The sequence below is a fragment of the Sphingomonas guangdongensis genome, assembly GCF_900199185.1.
Taxonomy (GTDB): domain Bacteria; phylum Pseudomonadota; class Alphaproteobacteria; order Sphingomonadales; family Sphingomonadaceae; genus Sphingomonas; species Sphingomonas guangdongensis.
In genome coordinates this window covers 1-19,535 of sequence record NZ_OBMI01000005.1, presented here as the reverse complement: position 1 = coordinate 19,535, position 19,535 = coordinate 1, and the positions used below count along the sequence as shown (strand labels likewise).

Sequence of the window (19,535 nt, the reverse complement as noted above, 5' to 3'; positions counted from 1 at the left end):
GCGTTGCTTTCGGCCTTCATGAGCGGCCACCCATTTCTGCCAACGCACCTCGGGTAATCTCCCAAGCGGAGTGCAGGAACAGGATCGCGATGACGCCGGCGACCGCGAGGTCGGGCCATACCTTTCCGGTCCACGCCACCAGGCCGGCGGCAATGATGACGGCGATGTTGGCGACAGCATCGTTTCGGCTGAACAGCCAGATGGCCCGTACATTGGCGTCGCCTTCGCGAAACCGCGACAGGACGAGCGCCGCGGTGACGTTGACGATAAGGGCGACGATCCCGATGCCGCCCATCAGATCGGCGTCGGGTGCTACGGCGTTCATCGCGCGCCACATGGCAAAGCCGATGACACCCAGACCTAATGTTCCGAGGAACAAGCCTTGGGCGAGAGCGACCCTTGAGCGGGCTGCCGCAGTCCAGCCCAGCGCGATGAGGCCGAACAATGAGATCGTGCCGTCGCCGATGAAGTCGAGGGCATCGGCTTTGAGCGCCTGACTATCGGCGATGAATCCACCGACGATTTCGATCAGCCCGAAGCCGAGGTTCAGGAGGACGACGATCCATAGGGCACGACGATAAGCAGGGTCGCGCTCCGCACGTTTCGTATCGCCCGTGCAGCCGCACGTAGAGGATTCGCTTGCGCTCATCCCGCTCCGTTACGATCTACAGTCACTGTAGGAGCAAGCGCAAAAACGCGGGGACCGCAAGGTGTTGATGATTGGCGACATAGCGAAGCGGACCGGGACAAAGGTCAACACGATCCGTTTCTACGAAGATATCGGCTTGATGCCGGAGGCTGCGCGCACGGCAGGCGGGCGCCGGACTTATGGTGATGCGGAGGTTCGCCAGCTCGCCTTTATCCGGCACGCCCGTGATCTTGGGTTCTCGACTGACGAAATTCGATCCCTGATCGCTTTGTCGGCCAACCCCGATCAGGATTGTAAGGAAGCAGGCTCGCTCGCTCGCCGGCACCTTGCGAGCGTGGAAGACCGCATTGCCCGCCTGATGGCGCTCAGGGATGCGTTGGCGGGTGCGACACGGGATTGTGAAGGCGGCAGGATCGCCGATTGCCGGGTTATGGAAGCGATCACGTCGCCGCCTGATTCGGCTAGCGGAGCGCGGGTCTAAGGCCGCACGTACGCACCTCCTGACGAGCCCGTCAGGATTGCGGCGCTGTCGCGATGCTGGAGAGGTCCTTAGCGGTGTCGATCGGCACCCCGGCTTCCTTGCGCTCCGAATAGCGATCTACGAGTTGGGCTGTGTGCGGGCGCAGCAGTATCGTGAACCGCACCAGCTCCTCCATCACGTCCACGATCCGGTCATAGTAGCTCGACGGCTTCATCCGTCCAGCGTCATCGAACTCGTTAAACGCCTTGGCGACGCTCGACTGGTTCGGGATCGTCACCATCCGCATCCAGCGACCCAGCACGCGCAGCGTGTTGACGCTGTTGAACGACTGCGATCCGGCCGACACCTGCATGACCGCGAGCGTGCGGCCCTGCGTCGGGCGCATCCCCCCCATCGACAGCGGCAGGTGATCGATCTGCAACTTCATGATGCCGGTGATCTGGCCGTGGCGCTCAGGGCTGCACCACACCTGACCCTCCGACCATAAAGACAGCTCACGCAGCTCGTGGACGGCCGGATGGTCGTCGCCGGCATGTTGGTCGGGCAGCGGCAGCGTCGATGGATCGAAGATGCGTGTCTCGCACCCGAAGAACCGGAGCAGGCGCGCCGCTTCCTCGACACACAGCCGGGAGAAGGAGCGTTCGCGCAGCGAACCATAGAGCAGAAGGATACGCGGCGCGGGATCGAGCGGGCCAAGCCCCAGTGCCGGCCGCTGGATGGCATAGGCGGGATCGAGTGCCGGCAGGGCATCGGGATCGGCGAGCGTGCGGAGCGGCATCAGAGGGCTTTCACGAGATAGGCGGCCGACGCGGGGCACAGCGCGACGAACTCGCGCGATGCGGCGATGGCCGGGGGAGCCGTGCCGCGATCGGCGTCGGCATAGTCGAGCGTCCGGAAGAATGGTGCGGCCGTGGTCGTCAGTAGATGGAGGTGCCGCACCCCTAGGTCGCGCGCCTGTCGTTCGAGGGTGGCGACCAATGCCCGCCCTAGGCCATGCCCCCGACGATTGGCGAGGACGACGATCGAGCGGAGCAGGCGGTCGGCCCCTTCCCCCTCCAAGCCGCCATAACCGACTAGGCTATCGGCCTCGAACCGGAAGAACAGGCGGCCGGGATCGGCGAGATCAGCGCTCGGAAGGCTGGCGGCATCGAGGAAACATGCCAGCCCGGCCAGCTCGGCGGGTTCGAGCTCCGTGATGGTCAGTCCCGTCATGCGATCCCGATCCGGATCGCGAGCGCTGCGAGCGTGACGAGCAGCACCGGCACGGTGAGCGTGACGCCCACCCGGAAGTAATAGCCCCATCCGATCCGCACGCCCTTTTGCCCGAGGACGTGGAGCCATAGCAGCGTCGCGAGCGAGCCGATCGGCGTCAGCTTGGGGCCGAGGTCGCAGCCGATCACGTTGGCGTAGATCATCGCTTCCTTGACCGCCCCTGTCGCGTGCGCGGCGTCGATCGACAGCGCGCCCACCAGCACGGTCGGCATGTTGTTCATTACCGACGATAGGACGGCCGCGATCACGCCCGTTCCCAGCGCCGCGCCCCACACCCCGCCTTGTGCGGTGCGATCGAGCAGCGCCGCCAGATGATCGGTCAGGCCCGCGTTCCGCAGGCCATAAACGACCAGGTACATGCCGAGCGAGAATATGACGACCTGCCACGGCGCGCCGCGCAGCACCTTGCCGGTCTGGATGACATGGCCTCGCCCCGCGATCACCAGCAGCAGGATCGCGCCGGCAGCGGCGACGGCGCTGACCGGCACACCCAGCGGTTCAAGCAGGAAGAAGCCGGCGAGCAGCAGGGCAAGGACGATCCATCCGGCGCGGAAGGTCGCGGCGTCGCGGATTGCGGCGCCGGGCGCGCGCAGCGCGGCCACGTCGTAATCTCGCGGTATATCACGTCGAAAGAAGATCAGCAGAGCGCCCAGCGTGGCGGCGATCGACACGAGGTCGACCGGCACCATCACGGCCGCATAGTCGCCGAACCCGATTCGGAAGAAGTCAGCCGACACGATGTTGACGAGGTTCGAGACGACCAGCGGCAGGCTGGCAGTGTCAGCGATGAACCCCGCCGCCATGACGAACGCCAGCGTCGCCTTGTCCTTGAACCCCAGCGCCCGCAGCATGGCGATGACGATCGGCGTCAGGATCAGCGCCGCGCCGTCATTGGCGAACAGCGCGGACACCGCCGCGCCGAGCAGCACGATCAGGACGAACAGTCGGCGACCATGCCCCCCGCCCCAGCGCGCGACGTGCAGCGCCGCCCATTCAAAGAACCCGGCTTCATCCAGCAGCAGGCTGATGACGATGATCGCAACGAACGCGGCGGTCGCGTTCCAGACGATGCCCCATACCATCGGCACGTCGGAGAGGGTGACGACGCCCGCGAGCAGCGCCACGACGGCCCCGCCCATCGCGCTCCACCCGATGCCGAGGCCTTTGGGTCGCCAGATCACGAGCGTAATCGTCGCGACGAAGATCAGGACGGCAAGAAGCATCAGGCGACGCGCTGGCCCGAAGCATCAACCACCTGTTCGCCGTCTTCCTTGGCGAACGCGCCGAGCTGGCCGCTCGGCAGCAGATCAAGGACGGCTTCAGAAGGGCGGCACAGCTTCACGCCGAGCGGCGAGACGACCAGCGGTCGGTTGATGAGGATGGGATGCGCCATCATCGCATCTATCAATGCTTCGTCAGACAGCGACGTGTCGCGCAAGCCCAACTCCACATAAGGGGTCCCCTTCTCGCGCAGCAGCTCGCGGGGCGTCATGCCGGCGCGATCTATCAGCTCGACCAGCAGCGCGCGTGCGGGCGGGGTTTTCAGATACTCGACCACATGCGGCTCGATGCCGGCATTGCGGATCATGGCGATGGTGTTGCGGGACGTGCCGCACGCGGAGTTGTGATAGATGACGATATCGACGGCCACGGGGCGTCCTTTCAGCAGCAAGGGGCGAGTTCGGCGATGAGCGGCGCACACAGTTCCGCTTTGCCCGCGCAGCAGTCCTTGATGAGAAACAGCGTCAGCGCGCGCAGACCGTCCAGATCGGCGCGATAGATGATCGAGCGGCTATGGCGTTCGGACTGGACCAGTCCCGCGCGGGCGAGAATGCCGAGGTGCGACGACATGGTGTTTTGCGGCACGTCGAGCTGACGAGCGATATCACCCGCAGCCATGCCGTCCGGCTCGTGCCGCACCAACAAGCGGAACACATCGAGCCGCGTTCCTTGTGCGAGTGCGCCGAAGGCGGCGATAGCCGAGTCGTTTTCCATATATCCAGCATAGCAGATATATGATGGCCGACTACTGCCCCGGATGACCTGCGTCTGCCCAAAAGGGCGTGCCTATCCCCTGTCCTCGTCAGTCTTCACTATAGCAGTTGTGCGATCTTGCCGTTCTGCATAATATCAAAGCAGCATTATTGAAGGTGTGCACACTTGCATATTATCACGCTTGCAGCGCAAAAGGGTGGCGTCGGAAAAACGACGCTGGCGGTAAATCTGGCGGTCGCCGCTGAAGCAGCCGGCATCAAGACGGCTCTCTTCGACCTTGACCCGCAGGAGAGCGCGACTGCTTGGAGTGAGCGGCGGACGGCCCAGCTGCCTCACGTTGAACCGATCAGTGCGAGGCGCCTCGACCAAGCGATTGATGCGGCCGAGGCCAACGGCTTTGCGCTTACGATCATCGACACACCGCCAGCCGCGGGCGCGGAAGCTGCCGCAGCGGCGCAGCGTGCCGATCTGGTAATCATCCCTTGCCGTCCATCGTTGATCGATCTTGATGCGATCAAACGCACAGCGCAGCTTATCACCAGTACCGGGCGAACGGGCGTGGTGGTGCTCAATGCCGCTCCCCCCACTGCAACCACGCTGCTGGACGATGCCAGAACGCTTGCCGAGGCGACCGGCTTGCGGGTGGCCCGTGCTGTATTGCGTGAGCGCAGCGCCTACCGAGCGGCATGGCCTTACGGCTTGGGTGTCATCGAGCATGAGCCGAAGGGCAAGGCGGCCTTAGAAATTGCAGCCTTGCAGAAACACATATTTGATGATGTGATTAATTGCACACCTGCAAATGTGAAGGCTTGATTATGGCGAAGCGAACTTCTCTTTTGGGGCCAGCAGTAGCGTCCCCCTCCCCTCGCGAACCCGAGCCGGATCATCAGCCAGCTCCGTCGAGTACCGCACGGTCGAGTGGCAAGCGGCCGGGTAAGTATCACCTCGGGGCATATTTTGATCCGGCCGATCCTACGGCGGAGGCATTTCGCGTTTTGGCAGCCCGAACCCGGCGAAGTCACCAAGACCTCCTCGCCGAGGCAATCAGCGAGCTGGTGGCAAAGTATGATGCCGATAAGCAATTCGGCCGTGCGTGATAATGTGCACATCTGCAATTATGCAGAATGGCAGGACTGAAGTGGCATGACCAAGCGCCAGAATCCCAACCCCGAATTTGATCTGTTCATCCCGTTGATGGGCGACCTCCCGCTGAAAGATCAGCGAGAGACGATGGAGCGGCCGTTTTTCTCGCTCCAGAAGCGCAAGCGGGTGAAGCCGATCGAATATAGCAGCCCTGACGGCGAGACGTGGGTGAAGATCGAGGCGATTCCTGCCTACGGGATGGCGACGATCTGGGACGCCGATATCTTGATATGGGCGGCGTCCACGCTCAATCGGATGCGGGAACAGGGGGTCAACGACCTTCCCCGAACGCTCAAAACAACGTCATATGACTTGTTGCGAGCTATCAAGCGCGACACCAGCGGCCGAGCCTATCAGGAGTTGCAGGCCGCACTCCAGCGGCTTCAGACGACTTCCATATCGACCTCGATCCGCGCTCCCAAGCGGCGCACAAAGGCTGGTTTCAACTGGCTCGACAAATGGACGCTGGAGGTGGACCCCGAGACAGACCAGCCCCGGGGCATGACCATCACTCTGTCCGATTGGGTCTATGAGGGCATCATGGGGGAGCGGTCGCTGCTCACCATGCACCAGGATTATTTTCTGCTGACCGGCGGATTGGAACGCGCCCTGTATCGGATTGCGCGCAAACACGCCGGCAACCAGAAGGGCGGGTGGACGTGCCGGGTGGAGGTACTGCGCGACAAGACCGGCAGCGACAGCAAGCCGAAGGAGTTCAACCGAATGCTCCGCAAGGTGGTGGAGGCCGATCAGCTCCCCGACTACGCGATGGAGCTGACGACGACGGCAGACGGTAGCCCTGCTGTGCTGTTCCGTCTCAGGGGGGAAGCAGAAGCGTTGGCGCTGACCGCGAAGTTGGAGGCTGAACAGGAACGTCGGCATCGCTTCGACGCCGATCGCCGCCGCGCGACCGAGGTGGACGACCTCATGGATAGGCTCGCCGGCGGACGCTGACTATCGTGGTTTCACACACCGTCGTGAGCGAGGCACGATGCGAACCGTCTCGAAGGGGAACGATGGCAGTGCAGAACCGACAGTAATCGCGGTGCTAGTAGCCAATTGATCATCGTGGGATCACACACCCAAGCGTCGTGGGATCACACACCGTGCTATCGTGGGATCACACACCGAATCACGTGGGATCACACACCGGGCCTACCTGGAAAGCCGCAGAATTCCTCACTTTTTTGGCTCATTTTTGAGCCTTAACCTTCTTAACGATTCCTATTTAACAGAATCATTTAACAAGAAAGCACCGCTCAGCCAGCAGAAGAAAAGCATACGGAATTGGCCCTACAGGCCAATACGCCTTTAATGCGTGCCGGCTAACGCCGTCACAAAAGCGGCCTATCGGCCGCAGGCTTCCGAGAGAAGCCAAGCCGATCCGGCGGTGTGTGAGTGTCAGCGCTGCGCAGGTTGAGAGGCAGGAAAGGGCTCTATCTCGACGTCTGTCGTCGGGTGTTCCGGGTGTAGTATCAGGCCGGATCATAGAGCCCGGCGAACTCGCGTTCCGCATAGTAGCGGATTTTGGCCACGACGAGCGGGTGCTGACCCTGCCGCAGCAGCAGCAGATCGTCGGAGTTCATCCGCATGATTTCATCGGGTGTCGCCAGCCGGCGTGCGGCGACGTGGCCGCTGGCGCTTTCCGAACGGGTGCCGTCGCTGAAGATACTCGCCGGGTTGGACGTGCCGAAGGTCTGATATTCGATGGTGGTATCGCCAATCGTACGCGAGAGCATGTCGGCGGTGGCAAGATCGTTGACCCCGAACGTCTGGATCACGCCGGCATTAGACATGAACGTGCCGGCGCGCTCGCCATAGGTGGCCTTGAGCTGGTGCATGTCCTGGAGGATCGGCCAGAGCTGCATCCCGTAACCTGCCATCAGCCCCATCGCGCGTTCCACCGGATCGAGGCGGCCGAGCGCGGCGAACTCGTCCAGCAGGAACAGCACGGGCTTGTCCGGCCGGGCAGGGGAACGGGCCATGTCGGTGACGGCCTGGCTCACCAGCAGCCGCAGCCAGCGCGCATAGGTATCGAGCCGATCGGGCGGCAGGCACAGGAACACGGTGCCCGGCCGCTCCTTCAGGTCCGCGAAGCGGAAATCGGACGCGGACGTACTGTCCACGATGCGCGGACTGTCGAGAAAGTGGGTGTGACGCTGGGCGGACGACAGCACGCCGGCGGCTTCGCGATCGGACTTGCCGAGCTGGCGGTTGGCGGCCCGCGCGATCAGGCCGTGCGCGCCGGTGCTGGCCTGCATGTCGGCGAGCAGCGCGGTGAAGCCGGCGGGATCGCGGGTGAGCTTGTCGCGCACCGTCGCCAGCGTGGCGAGGGCAGGGGGCTCGTGGATGACGGTGTGCAGGATGATGCCGGCGATCAGCGCCTTGGCTTCCTCGTTCCAGTGCGCCTCGCCGGATTGTCCCGGCGCGTCGTGGACCAGCGCATCGGCGACCGTCTGCGCATCTTCCGCAAGGTCCGGGCTGGCTGCATCGAGCCACGCTAGGGGGTTGTAGCGGGCCGCTGGACGCCCGGAGACGCCGAAGGGGTCCAGGCACCACACATCGCCCTTCCTGGCGCGCGTGCGGGCCGTGACGCGGGCATTCTCGCCCTTGGGGTCGATGCAGATCACCGAGCGGTCGAGCAGCAGCAGGTTGGGGATGATCGTGCCGACACCCTTGCCCGAGCGGGTGGGTGCCATCGTCAGCAGATGCGCCGGGCCGTCATAGCGCAGCAGCTTGTTGTTGCGGCCCGACCTACCGATGACGAGATCGCCCGAGCCTTCCAGCTTCGCTAGGTCGCGGCGATCGCCGAAGCGGGCCGAACCCATCAGCGTGTTGCGAGCCTGCCCACGGCGATTGAACTTCCAGATACCGAACAGGACCAGGCCAGTGAGCAGGAACGGCACGTCGGTCGCGATTTCGCCGACACCGAAGATGCCTTTGAGCCAGCTATTGCTCGCCATCAGGACAACAAAGCCGATCAGCAGCGCCCAGAGCGGACCGATCCGCGCCGGCATCAGCAGCTCGCGCCGGCGGGAGTGATCGCCAGCGCGGGATCGGCATCAGGATGGCCGAGCAGCCTGAGAAGGATTTGCGTGGCGAGGGCAGGGGGCACCCGTTCGTCGCGCATCATGTCGAACAGGGCGTCATCCTCTGGCGTCAGCGCCATGCCTTCGATCGCGAGGTTGGCGCGGGCGTCCTCGTCGTCCTCGCGCCACATCGTGTCCTCGGCCGAGCTGCCGCGCACATAGTCCAGCGCGCGAACTTCGCTCCGCAGCGTGTCGAGGTCGATCGTCGTCATTCGCCCGTCTCCCGTTCCGCTTCGTCCGCGTCGAACGCCCGCCGGCCGCGGCGCTTCCACAATGCCAGCCTGTCGTCGCCAGCCTCGCTCCTTGCCTTGCCGACCAACTCCAGCAGCGCGCCGTAGATGGTCGCGCGATCATCGTCGGCGAGATCGACCAGCCCTGCCTTCTGGACGAGGCCGCCCAGCTCGATCAGGTGGCGGGTGCGTTCGCGGCGTTGCACGACCCAGCCCCTGCTATCCGTTCGCCGCTGACCCGCTTCTGTCCGCAGCGTCGCCGCCCGGTTCAGTCGCAGCGCCCGATCCGTCGATTGCAGCAGCGCCGCCACCTTTGCGCCCGCGCCGTTGAAAGAAGGCCGCGCCCTTCGCGCGCCATGCCTCCTTCGCGCTCGCATCCTTCGATCCGATCGCGTCGAGCAGCACGCCGGCAAGTGTTTCAGCATCGAGCGCATCGGCTCCGGTTGCGGTGACGAGTTGGCCGAGCTGTTCGACCCGCTTCGCCTTCAGCGCCCGAGCCTTATCGCCCAGCGCCTTCAGTTCGGCGTCGTAATCGCGAACTTTCCGCATCGCCTTTACCCTTCCGCGTATCGACCGGTAGCATCCTAGCACCCCGGTCACGTGGGTAAAGCTGCAACCACTCAGAAGAACCCACAAGTCAATCACGAGGAGCGAAGCAGATCGTGAGTGCGCGCTTATACGTCGTTGCCGACATGCGCTAAGAAGTGCATCATGGTGGTCGCGATGGCGATCTACCATTTCAGCGCGAAGGTTATCAGCCGCCAGACCGGCGCGAGCGCGGTCGCAAGCGCGGCGTATCGTTCGGCATCGGTGCTGCACGACGATCGCTTCAACCGTAACCACGATTTCAGCAACAAGGCCGGCGTCATCCACTCCGAAGTGATGTTGCCGCAAGGTGCGCCGGAGCGTTTAAACGACCGCACCGTGCTCTGGAACGAGGTGGAGGCGGGGGAGAAGCGGAAGGACGCGCAGCTCGCTCGCGAGGTGGAGTTCTCAATCCCGCGCGAGATGAACGAGAAGCAGGGCGTGGCGCTCGCCCGCGATTTCGTCGCCGAGCAGTTCGTGAAGCGCGGGATGGTCGCGGACCTCAACGTGCATTGGGACAAGGCGAAGGACGGCAGCCCGAAGCCGCACGCGCATGTCATGCTGTCGATGCGCGATGTGGGGCCGGGGGGGTTCGGCAAGAAGAACCGCGACTGGAACAGCACCGAGCTGTTGAAGGATTGGCGCGAGGCGTGGAGCGCACACGTCAATGAGCGCATGGCCGAGCTGGGGCTGGAGGGTCGGATCGACCATCGCAGCTACAAGGCGCAGGGCATCGAGCTGGAGCCGCAGCACAAGATCGGACCGATGGGAAAGCGGCACGAGCTGGAGGGCCAGCCGCACCGCAACGCCGAGGATCATGTGCGGATCGCGCGAGAAAACGGCGAGCGGATCATCGCCGATCCGCGGCATGCGCTGGACGGTATCACCCGGCAGCAATCGACCTTCACCACCCGCGATCTGGCGGTGTTCGCGTTCCGCCATTCGGACGGCAAGGAGCAGTTCGATCAGGTGATGGCAGCGGTACGCGCAAGCCCCGAGCTGGTGGCGCTTGGCAAGGACGGGCGGGGCCAGGAGCGGTTCACCTCCCGCGACATGATTGCGACCGAGGGGCGGCTGGAGAAGGCCGGCGACGAGCTGGCGCAGCGCCGCGATCATGGCGTGTCCGACCGGCAGCGTGCCGGCGCGCTGGAGGCGGCCGAGGGGCGGGGGCTTACGCTGTCCGGCGAGCAGCGCGACGCCTTCGACCATATCACCGGGCGCGACGGGCTGGCATCCGTCGTCGGCTATGCCGGCACCGGCAAGTCGGCGATGCTGGGCGTCGCGCGCGAGGCATGGGAGCGCGAGGGCTACCAGGTGCGCGGGGCGGCGCTGTCCGGGATCGCGGCCGAGAACCTTGAGGGCGGATCGGGGATCGCGTCGCGCACGATCGCCAGCCTTGAGCATGGTTGGGCGCAGGGTCGCGACCAGCTCGGGCCGAAGGACGTGCTGGTGGTGGACGAGGCCGGCATGATCGGCACACGCCAGATGGAGCGGGTGCTGTCCCATGCCCGTGACGCCGAGGCCAAGGTGGTGCTGGTGGGCGATCCCGAGCAGTTGCAGGCGATCGAGGCGGGCGCGGCGTTCCGGTCGATCACCGAGCGGCACGGTGCAGCCGAGATCACCGAAATTCGTCGGCAGCGCGAGGACTGGCAGAAGGAGGCGACACGGGCCTTCGCCACCGGCCGAACGGCCGAGGCGCTGGACGCCTATGCCGCGCACGGCATGGTTCATGCGGCCGACACGCGCGAGGCGGCCCGGGCCGGGCTAGTGGATCGCTGGGACCGGGATCGTCAGGCCGAGCCGGACAAGACCCGCATCATGTTCACCCACACCAATGCCGAGGTGCGCGAACTCAACCGGGAAGCACGCGAGCGGGTGCGGGCGAGCGGCGAGCTGGGCGAGGACCGGACCGTCGCGGCCGATCGGGGCGAACGCGACTTCGCGGCCGGGGACCGGATCATGTTCCTGCGGAACGAGCGGTCGCTGGGCGTGAAGAACGGCACGCTGGGCACGCTGGAGCGGATCGAGGACGGGCGCATGGGCGTCCGGTTGGATGGCGGGCGCAGCGTCGCCTTCGACCTCAAGGATTATGCCGCGGTCGATCACGGCTATGCGGCGACGTTCGGCAAGTCGCAGGGCGTGTCCGTCGATCGCGGGCACGTGCTGGCGACGCTGGGCATGGACCGTCACAGCAGCTATGTCGGTATGACGCGGCATCGCGATAACGTGCAGCTCCACTACGGTCGTGACGACTTCGCCGATCAGGGCCGGCTGGCGCGCGTGCTGTCGCGCGACCGGTCGAAGGACATGGCCGGCGACTATGCGCCGGAGCGGAGCGAGCAGGACCATGCCCGCGCCTTCGCCGACCGGCGCGAGATCCGGTTTCCGGAACTCGCGCGTCAGATGGTCGAGAAGGTTCGCGACAAGGCGCGCGGCATGTTGGATGGTTTCAGGCCGAAGCCCAGCAGCGAGCGAGGGGGGCAGATTAACACCGGTGCCATGTCCGCCCTTGGCGACCGAAGCCGTGAAAGGGGTGCGATTAACACCGGTGGCAGATCGGCTCTGGGCAATCGGAACCCCGAAAGGGGGGCGATTAACACCGCCGCCTTGTCCTCGCGTGAGATGCAGCCCGAAGGGCAACGGCGCCCGACGCGTGAGGGAGTTGAGAAAGCCTGGATAGCGGAACACGGCAGGGAACTGGCCGGTGTGCAGACACGCGCGCAGCGAGCGCAGGTGCGAGCCAGCGGCATGTACCAGCGCCATGAAACGGTCAGGGATGACCACGCCCGCAAACAGCCGTTGCCGCCCAGTGGGTTGTTTGCAGCGTTACGCCGGCCGTCCCACGAAGCGGCGCAGGCGAGTTGGGAGAAGACCGCGCGCGGGTTGCAGCGGCGCTCCACGCAGCTCGCCAAACGGCTGGGCAAGCTCAAGGAGTATCTTGGCCCGGTCACCGGGCAGCGGCGTCATCGCGGCGATGAGCTGGCGCGCGCCAGGGTCGAGCGCGCGCATCCTTACCTTACCAAGCTCTACGATGCCGTCATGCGCGAGCGCCGGGACGAGCGTATCCGCGTTCAGGAGCAGGAACGCGAGCGCGCCAGGCAACGCGACAAGGAGCGTGGACGCGATGATCGGGGGCCGGGACGCTAAATGAGCTGCAAAGGTTAGTTCAAGTCACCGGATCGACCGGCTCGGCAGTGATGAACCGCGACAATCCCTTTTTGCCCTGTCGCGTCGTGATCTTGAACATGCGTCCGAGGGGCTCCAGGTCCATGGCAGGGCCGCCATTGGCGGGCCGATACTCTTTGTCGAAGAAGACGCTAAGCCGATAACCCTCTGCCGATACGATATCAGTGAAATAGCAGAACAGGTTGGCAGACTTGCCCCATGCCCGATCGTTCAGACGGCCAGTCCATTCGCCATCGGGAGCATCGGTCCGGTACGCGCCAAGCTGATCGGATGGATGATCGAGCAATCCGTATATCTGCTCACGCATCGACGCGTTTTCCAAGCGATCAGCTTTGCGTGAAAAGTACAACGTTCGCACCGCCCTGCGACGTGCCGCGATGCTCGGTATCGACCGGGACGACGCAGCATTGTCCTGCGGACAGCGACAGGGTGTGATCCCGGAACTCCACGGTGAACTCGCCGCTCCATACCACGACCGTCTCGGCGGTGTGGTTATGGCTGTCCCACCGACCCGGCCCTCCACCCGGGACACGGACCATCCGGACGTTCATTCCGCCGAGCGTCACGGTTTCCTCGCTCACGCTCATTTCGGCCAGTCGGGCAAACGTCTCGGCGAAGTCGGTCATGTGCGGCATCGGTCGAACTCTCCTAGTCCCGCTCGGTGCGGTTCAGGCAATCGCAGCCTGACGCACTCGCAAATTTTCTGCCCAATCCTTTAATTCCCCGACGTGTTTTAGCAGATCGTCGGGCGGCGGAGGTGATGCATTGCGTCCTCGTGAAGGATCATGGGCATCGGTGATATCGCAGCAGATTTTGAAACCCGCAGCCCAGGATGCCGTGTCGGTTTCGGTGAGAACGGTCACGCGTTTGAGGTTCTTTGCATCGATGTAGTCGCGATGCCGGTTGATGACGTTACAAAAAGCTCGATCTTCAAGGGCGCGCTCCCACGTACTGCGCAGACGGTTGTAAAAATTTGCTACAGCAGCGGCATAGCCGTCATCGTCATGGGCCTCGTATAGCAGGCGCGCGGCACGGGCATCTTTTTCGAGATTGTCCAAACGTTCCGGAATTTTCTGTCCGGCCCAAGGGAGTCCTTCGTGAACTACGCCGGCACCGGCGACAGTCTGCGTTAGGGAAATTTCTTTGATCGAAACGCTACGCTGGCGCGCGAGGGTCTGTAAATCATTGAGAAACACTAGATCGTGCGTAAACACGACGATCTGGCGCACAGCCGCCTCTTCGATCAGGCGCTCGGCCACCTTACGGCGCCAGCGATGATCTAGGGATGACACTGGATCGTCGAACACCAGGCAAGACGAATGGCCGGCGGTTGCCAGCTCGGTGAGGAACACGGCCAAGGCAACGCAGGTTTGCTCGCCCTCGCTTAGCACGGAGTGCACCTTCGCCCGGTCGTTGGCGAACAATTTCACTTGATATTGCGGCGATCCATATTTCCCGCCGGAACGGACGATATCAACACGCACGCGGCTGGCTGCCAGTTTTTGAATTTCCTCTTGAAAGCGGTCGCGCATGCGCGGCGTAATGACCTGATCGGCAATGCCGTTGCCCAAAGAGGTGACCGCGTTGGTCGTTGTCTCGGTCAAGCACTTCGACAATCGAGCGAGTTGCACGAGACGGTCGATTTCCGCGTGCGCTTTGGGCAAAAGGACGTTGAGCGCCTTGCGGTCGCGCAGGGCATTACGCTCGTCTTCAAGCACCTTGCGGCCGATAGGATTGGCCGCGGCCGTCAGTTCGCCGGCGTAACGCTGCATATCTATCACTACCTGGCGCACCGCCGGCACCGGATCGGGAGCGGCGTCGAGCATGTGAACCGTGCCGGTTTCGTCCACACTATTGAGTGTGATGCGCCGGCGCAGGCGCGCTGTGGCGAGCGCACGCAGCACAGCTGCCCCGGTCGCTTTCGATTTAAGCGTAAGCTGGCGACGCAGGGGAAAGGCGGCGATGCGGATCGGGGCGGCCTCAAGTGCTCGCAGCGTCGCCTGAAACTCACGCTCCGCTTCGCCGGCTACCTTCTCGGTATCAGCCTGAACAAAACGCTCGAACGCGCCCATCCGAGCCAACGCATCCTCTGGCAGCGTCTGTAGGCACAGCACGCAATGCGCATCGGTCGTGTTCGGTGGAAATGGCTGTCCATGATAAGCCACTTCGACCGAGTACCGTCTCGCTGCTTCCCAGAGGGCGCGCCATATATTCTCGCCGACGCCTGGAATCACCGCGTCGCCGAACGCGGTTTCGGCTGCTAGCTTCGCGGCAGCGCGCTTATCGCGCGCGTCTTCCGCTAGGGCCAACAAGGTCGAAAGCGGCTCATCAGTTGTCTTGGCGAGTGTGACTGCCAAATCGTCGGCAAAACGCTGAAAGGTCTGTGCGGCGGCACGCTGCTCGGTTGCGGCGCGAAGGGGGTCGCGCGCCAAATCCTCATTAAGCTGGGCGAGCCGGCCTTCTTCATCTTCCGTAAGCTGAGCCATCGCATCGAGCGGTGCCAGCTTCGTGGTGGCCTTCAGGCTCGATAGAATCTTGCCGACAGGAGTGTCGGCACTGAAAGTGGGCTGAAGGAAAATCGGGTCCTGCGCACCCTTCAGCCGCGTTTGCTCAGCAGTCAACGCCTCCTTCACCGCCTGACATGCCGCCGCCAACTCGTCCGGCACGTCGAGGCCGAACGGACGGAAAGCGACCTCGTTCTCGTTGCGGACATGGACGGTGGCGCAGTCGCGATCGAAGACGCTCACCGCCGATAGTACCGCATGCTGCTTGCCGTCGTTGACCCAGGTAATCGGGGTGGCCGGGGTGGTCCCCTGGCTATAGGCAATCTTCGCCGATGCGACGCCTGCGGCAGCGGGATCGAAGGCATTCGGAAGCAGATCGCCGACGAAGCGCGCGCGACAGGCACGCTTGAGGATACGAGCATAACCCGGCCACGAGGAGCGAAGGGAAGCGTTTGCCCGACAGCGAGACGGTTAACACCAGACACTTCGGCGATAGACGTCAGGGTAATCGCCGAACCAGTCGTTGCCGCTGCTGGGATATGCGCGGCAGTCAGAGGTACCGCCTCTAAGACAATGCCATCAGTGCCTTGGCCCTTTAGACAGAGCTGAACCAGTTCTGCTTTGTCGTCTTGCGATAGCTTTCCTTTTGTAACGATACGGCGAAGCGCGTCCCGCTGCCACACAGGCCTACCCGATGACCATTCAAGAATAGTCTCGAAAACGGATTTAGGCTGCGTATTCGCCATCGATTAGCCCCCCTCAGAGCCAATCGCGATTGCTCTTAGCGCCGTCTGATCACCATAACCGGGTTAGCCACACCATCAACCAGCGCTTGCTTGAACAAACTTGGCTTGTCGGATTAGTCTACCCTACTTGGTGTCAGAACCGTTCGGTTGTGACACCAGCTATCGTTCGCCGGCTGGGAAGTGACGGTAGAAGGTCGAGCGGCCGACTTGCAGCAGTTTGGCGACCTTGGCGGGGCTGTCGCCCGCCGCCAGCAGCTTGCGCGCAGTGTCGAGCATGTCTGGCGTCATCACCGATTTGCGACCCCCGCCGGTGCCACCCTTGGCACGCGCTGCCGCTAGGCCGGCGATGGTCCGTTCTTTTATCAGCTCGCGCTCCATTTCCGCAACCGAGGCAAGGATATGGAACAGCAGCCGCCCCGATGGCGTGGACGTGTCGAACCCATCCGTCAGCGACCGGAAATCGACCTTGCGCGCCGAGAGGTCGGCCGCCAGTTCGATCAGGCCTTGGATCGAGCGGCCCAACCGATCGAGCTTCCAGATGACCAGCGTGTCGCCGGCCCGCACGAAATTGAGGGCCTCGATCAGGCCGGGCCGGTTCAGCTTCGCGCCGCTCACCTTGTCGGTGAACAGCATTTCGCACCCGGCTCTGGTCAGCGCATCGGTTTGCAGCGTCAGGTCCTGATCGGACGTCGAGACACGCGCATAACCAACCAGCATGAGTCCCGTTATCCCAACTCGAACAGCGAATTTCGGGACTCATATTTCGGGAACATATTTTGGGAAAGCTCCGGCGTTCATCGGGCGCATTTTTATGCTGGTCCGATCCGTCCCGTTGAAGGTTCCTTTACGGGAACGCCGATCAGGCTCTGGTTAGCTCAGTTTTGCGCGTGATAGTCCAATGCTCCAGTCGTTTGTAGACGATCACCTTGTCGCCGATCAGATCTCCATGCCGGCGACAGAAGAGGTCGAGCTGATCGCGATCGCCGACCAGTTCGACACAGATCGTCAGATGCGGATCGGCAATTTCCGAGCCGTTCTCCCGGATCGGTTCGTGATTGCTGAAGCCGTAATGGGTATTTTGCGCGACGGCGTTGATGATGCCGTCCGCCTTCGCGGTGCGAATCAGCTCGCGATAGAGCGGCTTTGCCCCCCAGAAGCGACGCGGGCCGATCTTGTCGGACGGTTTCAGATAGATGCGCAGCATCCCGACTTCGCGGTGATGGACGGTGAAACGATTGGGCATGACGGGCTTTCGACAGGAAACAGGATCAGGCGCGCGTGCGCCGGCGAGAAGCGCGGTGCGTGCGGGCATCGCGCAGGGTCGCGTCGGGTGTGAGGTGTGCGGCAGGTACCTTTGGCACAGCGACGCGCTGCGACAGGTAGATGCCGTTGTGGCCTGAGCAGAGGTAGGCGACGAAGCACGCGACTGCGATCGGCACCGTATAGGCCGCGCCGAACAACTCGATCCCCATGAACGTGCAAGCCAGCGGTGTGTTGGCCGCGCCCGCGAACAGCGCGACGAAGCCGATCGCTGCGAATAGCCCCGACGGTACTCCGAACATCGGCGCGAGCGCATTGCCGAGCGCCGCGCCGATAAAGAACAGCGGCGTGACCTCGCCCCCCTTGAAGCCCGCGCTCAGGGTCACGACGGTAAAGAGCAGCTTCAGCGCCCAGCTCCACGAGTGCGTATCGGGACCAAAGAAGCTGGCGATGGTCAGGCTGTCCGGTGTCGCGGCGAGCGTACCCAGGCCAAGATAGTCGCGGGTTCCGAGCAGCCAGACCAGCGCAATCACGGCCAGCCCGCCGATAACGGGTCGTAGTGGGCCATAGGGGATCACGCGCTTCAACCATCCGCCCAGCGCGTGATTGGCCTCGGCAAAGGTCAGCCCGGTCAGACCGAAGGCAATGCCGGCGACACCGGCCTTGGCGACGAGCAGCGCGTCGACCGGCACCAGCGCATCGACATGGTAGACGCCGTGATGAATGCCCCAGGCAAGACAGGTCCAGTCACCGACCAGCGCCGCGACCAGGCATGGCACCAGCGCGCGATACTCGACCCGACCGATCGCCAGCACCTCCAGTGCAAAGACCGCGCCCGCAATCGGCGTCCCGAAGACCGCGCCGAACCCAGCCGCGATCCCGGTCATAAGGAGGGTGCGTGTCGCTTCCGCATCCAATCTGAGCGCGCGTCCAAACCCGCTGGCAAGACTGCCGCCCAACTGCACGGCGGTGCCTTCACGTCCCGCCGATCCCCCGAACAGATGTGTCACGACCGTGCCGAAGAAGATGAGCGGAGCCATGCGCAGCGGCACGCCGCCCCCCGGTTCGTGGATTTGCTCGACGATGAGGTTGTTGCCGCCTTCGACCGAGCGCCCTGTCAGATGGTAGAGCAGTCCGACCACGAACCCGCCGATCGGCAGCAGGTAGAGCAGCCAGGGAAAGGCGAAGCGAAGCCGGGTTACGGCGTCGAGGCTCCGCAGGAAGGCCGCGCAGAGCGTTCCCACCGCTGCGGCCATCGGGACCAGGATCAAAGCCCACCGCAGTACCGACGTGGCATGGGTGCGGCGATCGCGAATGAACGCTGCCATGTTGAACTGGTCATAGAGATTGCGAAATGTCGCGCGCACGATTCCTCCTTGCTGCCTTGCGGCGCCTGGTAGGAATCATCGGCCCTTGCGAGGGCGGTTCGACCGAATGGCCCGGCGGAAATCCATCGCCGTGCCTGCGCATATGCTGTCCGACCGCGACCCGGTCAACCAACCGCAGAAGCATGAGACTATCGTTTTGGTGAGGACCGATAAAATGGCTTTGGCCACGGAATAAACCCCGACGAGCATCGTCTACGCTTTCGAGACCGATGCGCTGGAGGCTTATGCGTAGACGAGATTGGATGCTGGGTCTGACGGCTTCGGCCCTACTTACCGGCGCAGTCGCGGCCGCCCCCGCCGATGGCTACGCTACCATGATGTCTGTCGCGATGGACCGGATGATGGCGGGCATGATGGTCAAGCCGTCCGGTGACGTCGACCGCGACTTCGTGGCGATGATGCTTCCGCATCATCAGGGTGCCATCGATATGGCGGTGGCGGAGCTGCGCTACGGCCATAACGAGCAGCTCAAGCGCATCGCGCAGGAAATCATCATCGATCAGCAGCAGGAGATCGCCGCCATGAAGCTGGCGATCGGCCAGCCGCTACCGCCTTCGACGCCAGCCCCGACGCAGGGCGGCGACCACCATAGCCCTATGGAGCACTGACATGATCCGGACCATCCTGCGCTCGGCCGCCTTGCTGATGAGCGCCGCACCGGGCCTCGCCATGGCCCAGCAGGCGCCGTGGAACGCTAAGGACATGCCCGTCAGCCACCGCGACCGCGTCTATGCGTCTGAACAATTCTCCAACACGGTGTCGGTGACCGACCCGGCCGACAACCGGCTGCTCGGCGTCATCAAACTCGGCGATCCCCAGCCGATGAACTTCTCCCCGCTCTACAAGGGACAGGTGCTGGTTCACGGCCTGGGCTTCTCGCCGGACGGGAAGACCTTGGCGGTCGTGTCGATCGGATCGAACGCCGTGTCGTGGATCGACACCGCCACCAACACCGTCAAGCACACGACCTATGTCGGGCGCAGTCCGCACGAGGCGTTCTTCACGCC

23 protein-coding genes and 1 riboswitch are annotated in these 19,535 nt (G+C 63.8%); of the genes, 7 read left to right on the top strand and 16 right to left on the bottom strand.

Features of this window, described 5'->3' with window-relative positions; all coding sequences use genetic code 11:
• Window positions 1–16: 16 nt before the first annotated feature.
• A complete protein-coding gene (locus CRO12_RS17355) occupies window positions 17–649 on the bottom strand; it encodes a cation efflux transmembrane domain-containing protein (RefSeq protein WP_097065267.1) in 633 nt (210 codons plus the stop codon).
• Between the two features lie 67 nt (window positions 650–716).
• Here CRO12_RS17355 and CRO12_RS17350 point away from each other — a divergent pair, with 67 nt between their 5' ends.
• The gene (locus CRO12_RS17350) at window positions 717–1,130 is read left to right on the top strand and encodes a MerR family transcriptional regulator (protein ID WP_179641089.1); all 414 of its coding nucleotides are present in this window, start codon (window positions 717–719) and stop codon (window positions 1,128–1,130) included.
• 31 nt (window positions 1,131–1,161) lie between these two features.
• Here CRO12_RS17350 and arsH read toward each other — a convergent pair whose 3' ends face one another.
• Genes arsH through CRO12_RS17325 form a run of 5 tightly spaced genes read right to left on the bottom strand, consistent with a single transcriptional unit; the run spans window position 1,162 to window position 4,397 of the window.
• Window positions 1,162–1,908 (bottom strand): arsenical resistance protein ArsH, encoded by a 747-nt coding sequence (arsH, locus tag CRO12_RS17345; protein ID WP_097065265.1) that lies wholly within the window; start codon window positions 1,906–1,908, stop codon window positions 1,162–1,164.
• Window positions 1,908–2,342 (bottom strand): arsenic resistance N-acetyltransferase ArsN2, encoded by a 435-nt coding sequence (gene arsN2 / locus CRO12_RS17340; RefSeq protein ID WP_097065264.1) that lies wholly within the window; start codon window positions 2,340–2,342, stop codon window positions 1,908–1,910. The genes arsH and arsN2 overlap by 1 nt, the downstream gene beginning before the upstream one ends.
• Window positions 2,339–3,625 carry an arsenic transporter gene (locus CRO12_RS17335; RefSeq protein WP_097065263.1) on the bottom strand — a complete coding sequence of 429 codons (1,287 nt, stop codon included), beginning with the start codon at window positions 3,623–3,625 and terminating at the stop codon, window positions 2,339–2,341. The genes arsN2 and CRO12_RS17335 overlap by 4 nt, the downstream gene beginning before the upstream one ends.
• The gene (arsC, locus tag CRO12_RS17330; RefSeq protein WP_097065262.1) at window positions 3,625–4,053 is read right to left on the bottom strand and encodes an arsenate reductase (glutaredoxin); all 429 of its coding nucleotides are present in this window, start codon (window positions 4,051–4,053) and stop codon (window positions 3,625–3,627) included. Before arsC ends, CRO12_RS17335 begins: the two co-directional genes overlap by 1 nt.
• Window positions 4,054–4,064: 11 nt before the next feature.
• Complete coding sequence (locus tag CRO12_RS17325) at window positions 4,065–4,397, bottom strand: ArsR/SmtB family transcription factor (RefSeq protein WP_097065261.1); 333 nt, start codon at window positions 4,395–4,397, stop codon at window positions 4,065–4,067.
• A gap of 165 nt (window positions 4,398–4,562) precedes the next feature.
• Here CRO12_RS17325 and CRO12_RS17320 point away from each other — a divergent pair, with 165 nt between their 5' ends.
• Genes CRO12_RS17320 through CRO12_RS17315 form a run of 3 tightly spaced genes read left to right on the top strand, consistent with a single transcriptional unit; the run spans window position 4,563 to window position 6,494 of the window.
• Window positions 4,563–5,210, top strand: coding sequence for a ParA family protein (locus tag CRO12_RS17320; protein WP_097065260.1), 648 nt, complete (start codon window positions 4,563–4,565; stop codon window positions 5,208–5,210).
• A 2-nt stretch (window positions 5,211–5,212) separates the two neighbouring features.
• Window positions 5,213–5,494 (top strand): ribbon-helix-helix domain-containing protein, encoded by a 282-nt coding sequence (locus tag CRO12_RS18585; RefSeq protein ID WP_425443041.1) that lies wholly within the window; start codon window positions 5,213–5,215, stop codon window positions 5,492–5,494.
• 46 nt (window positions 5,495–5,540) lie between these two features.
• Window positions 5,541–6,494, top strand: coding sequence for a replication initiator protein A (locus CRO12_RS17315; RefSeq protein ID WP_088368594.1), 954 nt, complete (start codon window positions 5,541–5,543; stop codon window positions 6,492–6,494).
• A 521-nt stretch (window positions 6,495–7,015) separates the two neighbouring features.
• On the opposite strand, the gene CRO12_RS17310 is transcribed toward CRO12_RS17315, so the two are convergent.
• The 4 genes from CRO12_RS17310 to CRO12_RS17295 are packed head-to-tail and all read right to left on the bottom strand — an operon-like array spanning window position 7,016 to window position 9,408.
• Window positions 7,016–8,557 carry a type IV secretory system conjugative DNA transfer family protein gene (locus tag CRO12_RS17310; protein WP_218838923.1) on the bottom strand — a complete coding sequence of 514 codons (1,542 nt, stop codon included), beginning with the start codon at window positions 8,555–8,557 and terminating at the stop codon, window positions 7,016–7,018.
• Window positions 8,557–8,841 carry a hypothetical protein gene (locus tag CRO12_RS17305; protein WP_097065259.1) on the bottom strand — a complete coding sequence of 95 codons (285 nt, stop codon included), beginning with the start codon at window positions 8,839–8,841 and terminating at the stop codon, window positions 8,557–8,559. The genes CRO12_RS17310 and CRO12_RS17305 overlap by 1 nt, the downstream gene beginning before the upstream one ends.
• On the bottom strand, window positions 8,838–9,065 hold the full coding sequence (locus CRO12_RS17300; protein ID WP_097065258.1) for a conjugal transfer protein TraD: 228 nt from the start codon (window positions 9,063–9,065) through the stop codon (window positions 8,838–8,840). The genes CRO12_RS17305 and CRO12_RS17300 overlap by 4 nt, the downstream gene beginning before the upstream one ends.
• Before the next feature lie 13 nt (window positions 9,066–9,078).
• Window positions 9,079–9,408, bottom strand: coding sequence for a conjugal transfer protein TraD (locus CRO12_RS17295; protein WP_097065257.1), 330 nt, complete (start codon window positions 9,406–9,408; stop codon window positions 9,079–9,081).
• Window positions 9,409–9,582: 174 nt separating this feature from the next.
• On the opposite strand from CRO12_RS17295, the gene traA reads away from it, so the two are divergent.
• The gene (traA, locus tag CRO12_RS17290) at window positions 9,583–12,591 is read left to right on the top strand and encodes a Ti-type conjugative transfer relaxase TraA (RefSeq protein WP_245858603.1); all 3,009 of its coding nucleotides are present in this window, start codon (window positions 9,583–9,585) and stop codon (window positions 12,589–12,591) included.
• 19 nt (window positions 12,592–12,610) lie between these two features.
• On the opposite strand, the gene CRO12_RS17285 is transcribed toward traA, so the two are convergent.
• The 6 genes from CRO12_RS17285 to CRO12_RS17260 all read right to left on the bottom strand — a co-directional run bounded on the left by CRO12_RS17285 (window position 12,611) and on the right by CRO12_RS17260 (window position 18,507).
• Window positions 12,611–12,937, bottom strand: a complete 327-nt coding sequence (locus CRO12_RS17285) for a hypothetical protein (RefSeq protein WP_097065256.1) — start codon at window positions 12,935–12,937, stop codon at window positions 12,611–12,613.
• Between the two features lie 19 nt (window positions 12,938–12,956).
• Window positions 12,957–13,256: a cupin domain-containing protein gene (locus CRO12_RS17280; protein ID WP_179641088.1), complete on the bottom strand. Its 300-nt coding sequence runs from the start codon at window positions 13,254–13,256 to the stop codon at window positions 12,957–12,959.
• Window positions 13,257–13,298: 42 nt separating this feature from the next.
• Complete coding sequence (locus CRO12_RS17275) at window positions 13,299–15,377, bottom strand: AAA family ATPase (protein ID WP_245858602.1); 2,079 nt, start codon at window positions 15,375–15,377, stop codon at window positions 13,299–13,301.
• Between the two features lie 662 nt (window positions 15,378–16,039).
• Complete coding sequence (locus CRO12_RS17270) at window positions 16,040–16,597, bottom strand: recombinase family protein (protein WP_097065254.1); 558 nt, start codon at window positions 16,595–16,597, stop codon at window positions 16,040–16,042.
• Window positions 16,598–16,739: 142 nt separating this feature from the next.
• Window positions 16,740–17,123, bottom strand: coding sequence for a DUF190 domain-containing protein (locus CRO12_RS17265; RefSeq protein WP_007406288.1), 384 nt, complete (start codon window positions 17,121–17,123; stop codon window positions 16,740–16,742).
• 25 nt (window positions 17,124–17,148) lie between these two features.
• Window positions 17,149–18,507 (bottom strand): voltage-gated chloride channel family protein, encoded by a 1,359-nt coding sequence (locus CRO12_RS17260; RefSeq protein WP_007406263.1) that lies wholly within the window; start codon window positions 18,505–18,507, stop codon window positions 17,149–17,151.
• Between the two features lie 23 nt (window positions 18,508–18,530).
• Window positions 18,531–18,607: riboswitch (Fluoride riboswitch) on the bottom strand.
• A gap of 163 nt (window positions 18,608–18,770) precedes the next feature.
• Here CRO12_RS17260 and CRO12_RS17255 point away from each other — a divergent pair.
• Together CRO12_RS17255 and CRO12_RS17250 are read left to right on the top strand one after the other, a co-directional pair.
• Window positions 18,771–19,136, top strand: a complete 366-nt coding sequence (locus CRO12_RS17255) for a DUF305 domain-containing protein (protein ID WP_219994278.1) — start codon at window positions 18,771–18,773, stop codon at window positions 19,134–19,136.
• 1 nt (window position 19,137) lies between these two features.
• The coding region (locus CRO12_RS17250) for a YncE family protein (protein ID WP_144033632.1) at window positions 19,138–19,535 on the top strand (398 nt) is incomplete at its 3' end.

What these genes read in the sequence shown, in the direction of transcription:
- CRO12_RS17325 (WP_097065261.1), bottom strand. Translation starts at nt 4,397, where the DNA reads ATGGAAAACGACTCGGCTATCGCCGCCTTCGGCGCACTCGCACAAGGA.
- CRO12_RS17270 (WP_097065254.1), bottom strand. Translation starts at nt 16,597, where the DNA reads ATGCTGGTTGGTTATGCGCGTGTCTCGACGTCCGATCAGGACCTGACG.
- CRO12_RS17350 (WP_179641089.1), top strand. Translation starts at nt 717, where the DNA reads ATGATTGGCGACATAGCGAAGCGGACCGGGACAAAGGTCAACACGATC.
- CRO12_RS17305 (WP_097065259.1), bottom strand. Translation starts at nt 8,841, where the DNA reads ATGACGACGATCGACCTCGACACGCTGCGGAGCGAAGTTCGCGCGCTG.
- CRO12_RS17285 (WP_097065256.1), bottom strand. Translation starts at nt 12,937, where the DNA reads ATGCGTGAGCAGATATACGGATTGCTCGATCATCCATCCGATCAGCTT.
- CRO12_RS17310 (WP_218838923.1), bottom strand. Translation starts at nt 8,557, where the DNA reads ATGCCGGCGCGGATCGGTCCGCTCTGGGCGCTGCTGATCGGCTTTGTT.
- CRO12_RS17315 (WP_088368594.1), top strand. Translation starts at nt 5,541, where the DNA reads ATGACCAAGCGCCAGAATCCCAACCCCGAATTTGATCTGTTCATCCCG.
- CRO12_RS17335 (WP_097065263.1), bottom strand. Translation starts at nt 3,625, where the DNA reads ATGCTTCTTGCCGTCCTGATCTTCGTCGCGACGATTACGCTCGTGATC.
- CRO12_RS18585 (WP_425443041.1), top strand. Translation starts at nt 5,213, where the DNA reads ATGGCGAAGCGAACTTCTCTTTTGGGGCCAGCAGTAGCGTCCCCCTCC.
- traA (WP_245858603.1), top strand. Translation starts at nt 9,583, where the DNA reads ATGGCGATCTACCATTTCAGCGCGAAGGTTATCAGCCGCCAGACCGGC.
- CRO12_RS17280 (WP_179641088.1), bottom strand. Translation starts at nt 13,256, where the DNA reads ATGACCGACTTCGCCGAGACGTTTGCCCGACTGGCCGAAATGAGCGTG.
- CRO12_RS17265 (WP_007406288.1), bottom strand. Translation starts at nt 17,123, where the DNA reads ATGCCCAATCGTTTCACCGTCCATCACCGCGAAGTCGGGATGCTGCGC.
- arsH (WP_097065265.1), bottom strand. Translation starts at nt 1,908, where the DNA reads ATGCCGCTCCGCACGCTCGCCGATCCCGATGCCCTGCCGGCACTCGAT.
- arsN2 (WP_097065264.1), bottom strand. Translation starts at nt 2,342, where the DNA reads ATGACGGGACTGACCATCACGGAGCTCGAACCCGCCGAGCTGGCCGGG.
- CRO12_RS17355 (WP_097065267.1), bottom strand. Translation starts at nt 649, where the DNA reads ATGAGCGCAAGCGAATCCTCTACGTGCGGCTGCACGGGCGATACGAAA.
- CRO12_RS17255 (WP_219994278.1), top strand. Translation starts at nt 18,771, where the DNA reads ATGCTGGGTCTGACGGCTTCGGCCCTACTTACCGGCGCAGTCGCGGCC.
- CRO12_RS17295 (WP_097065257.1), bottom strand. Translation starts at nt 9,408, where the DNA reads ATGCGGAAAGTTCGCGATTACGACGCCGAACTGAAGGCGCTGGGCGAT.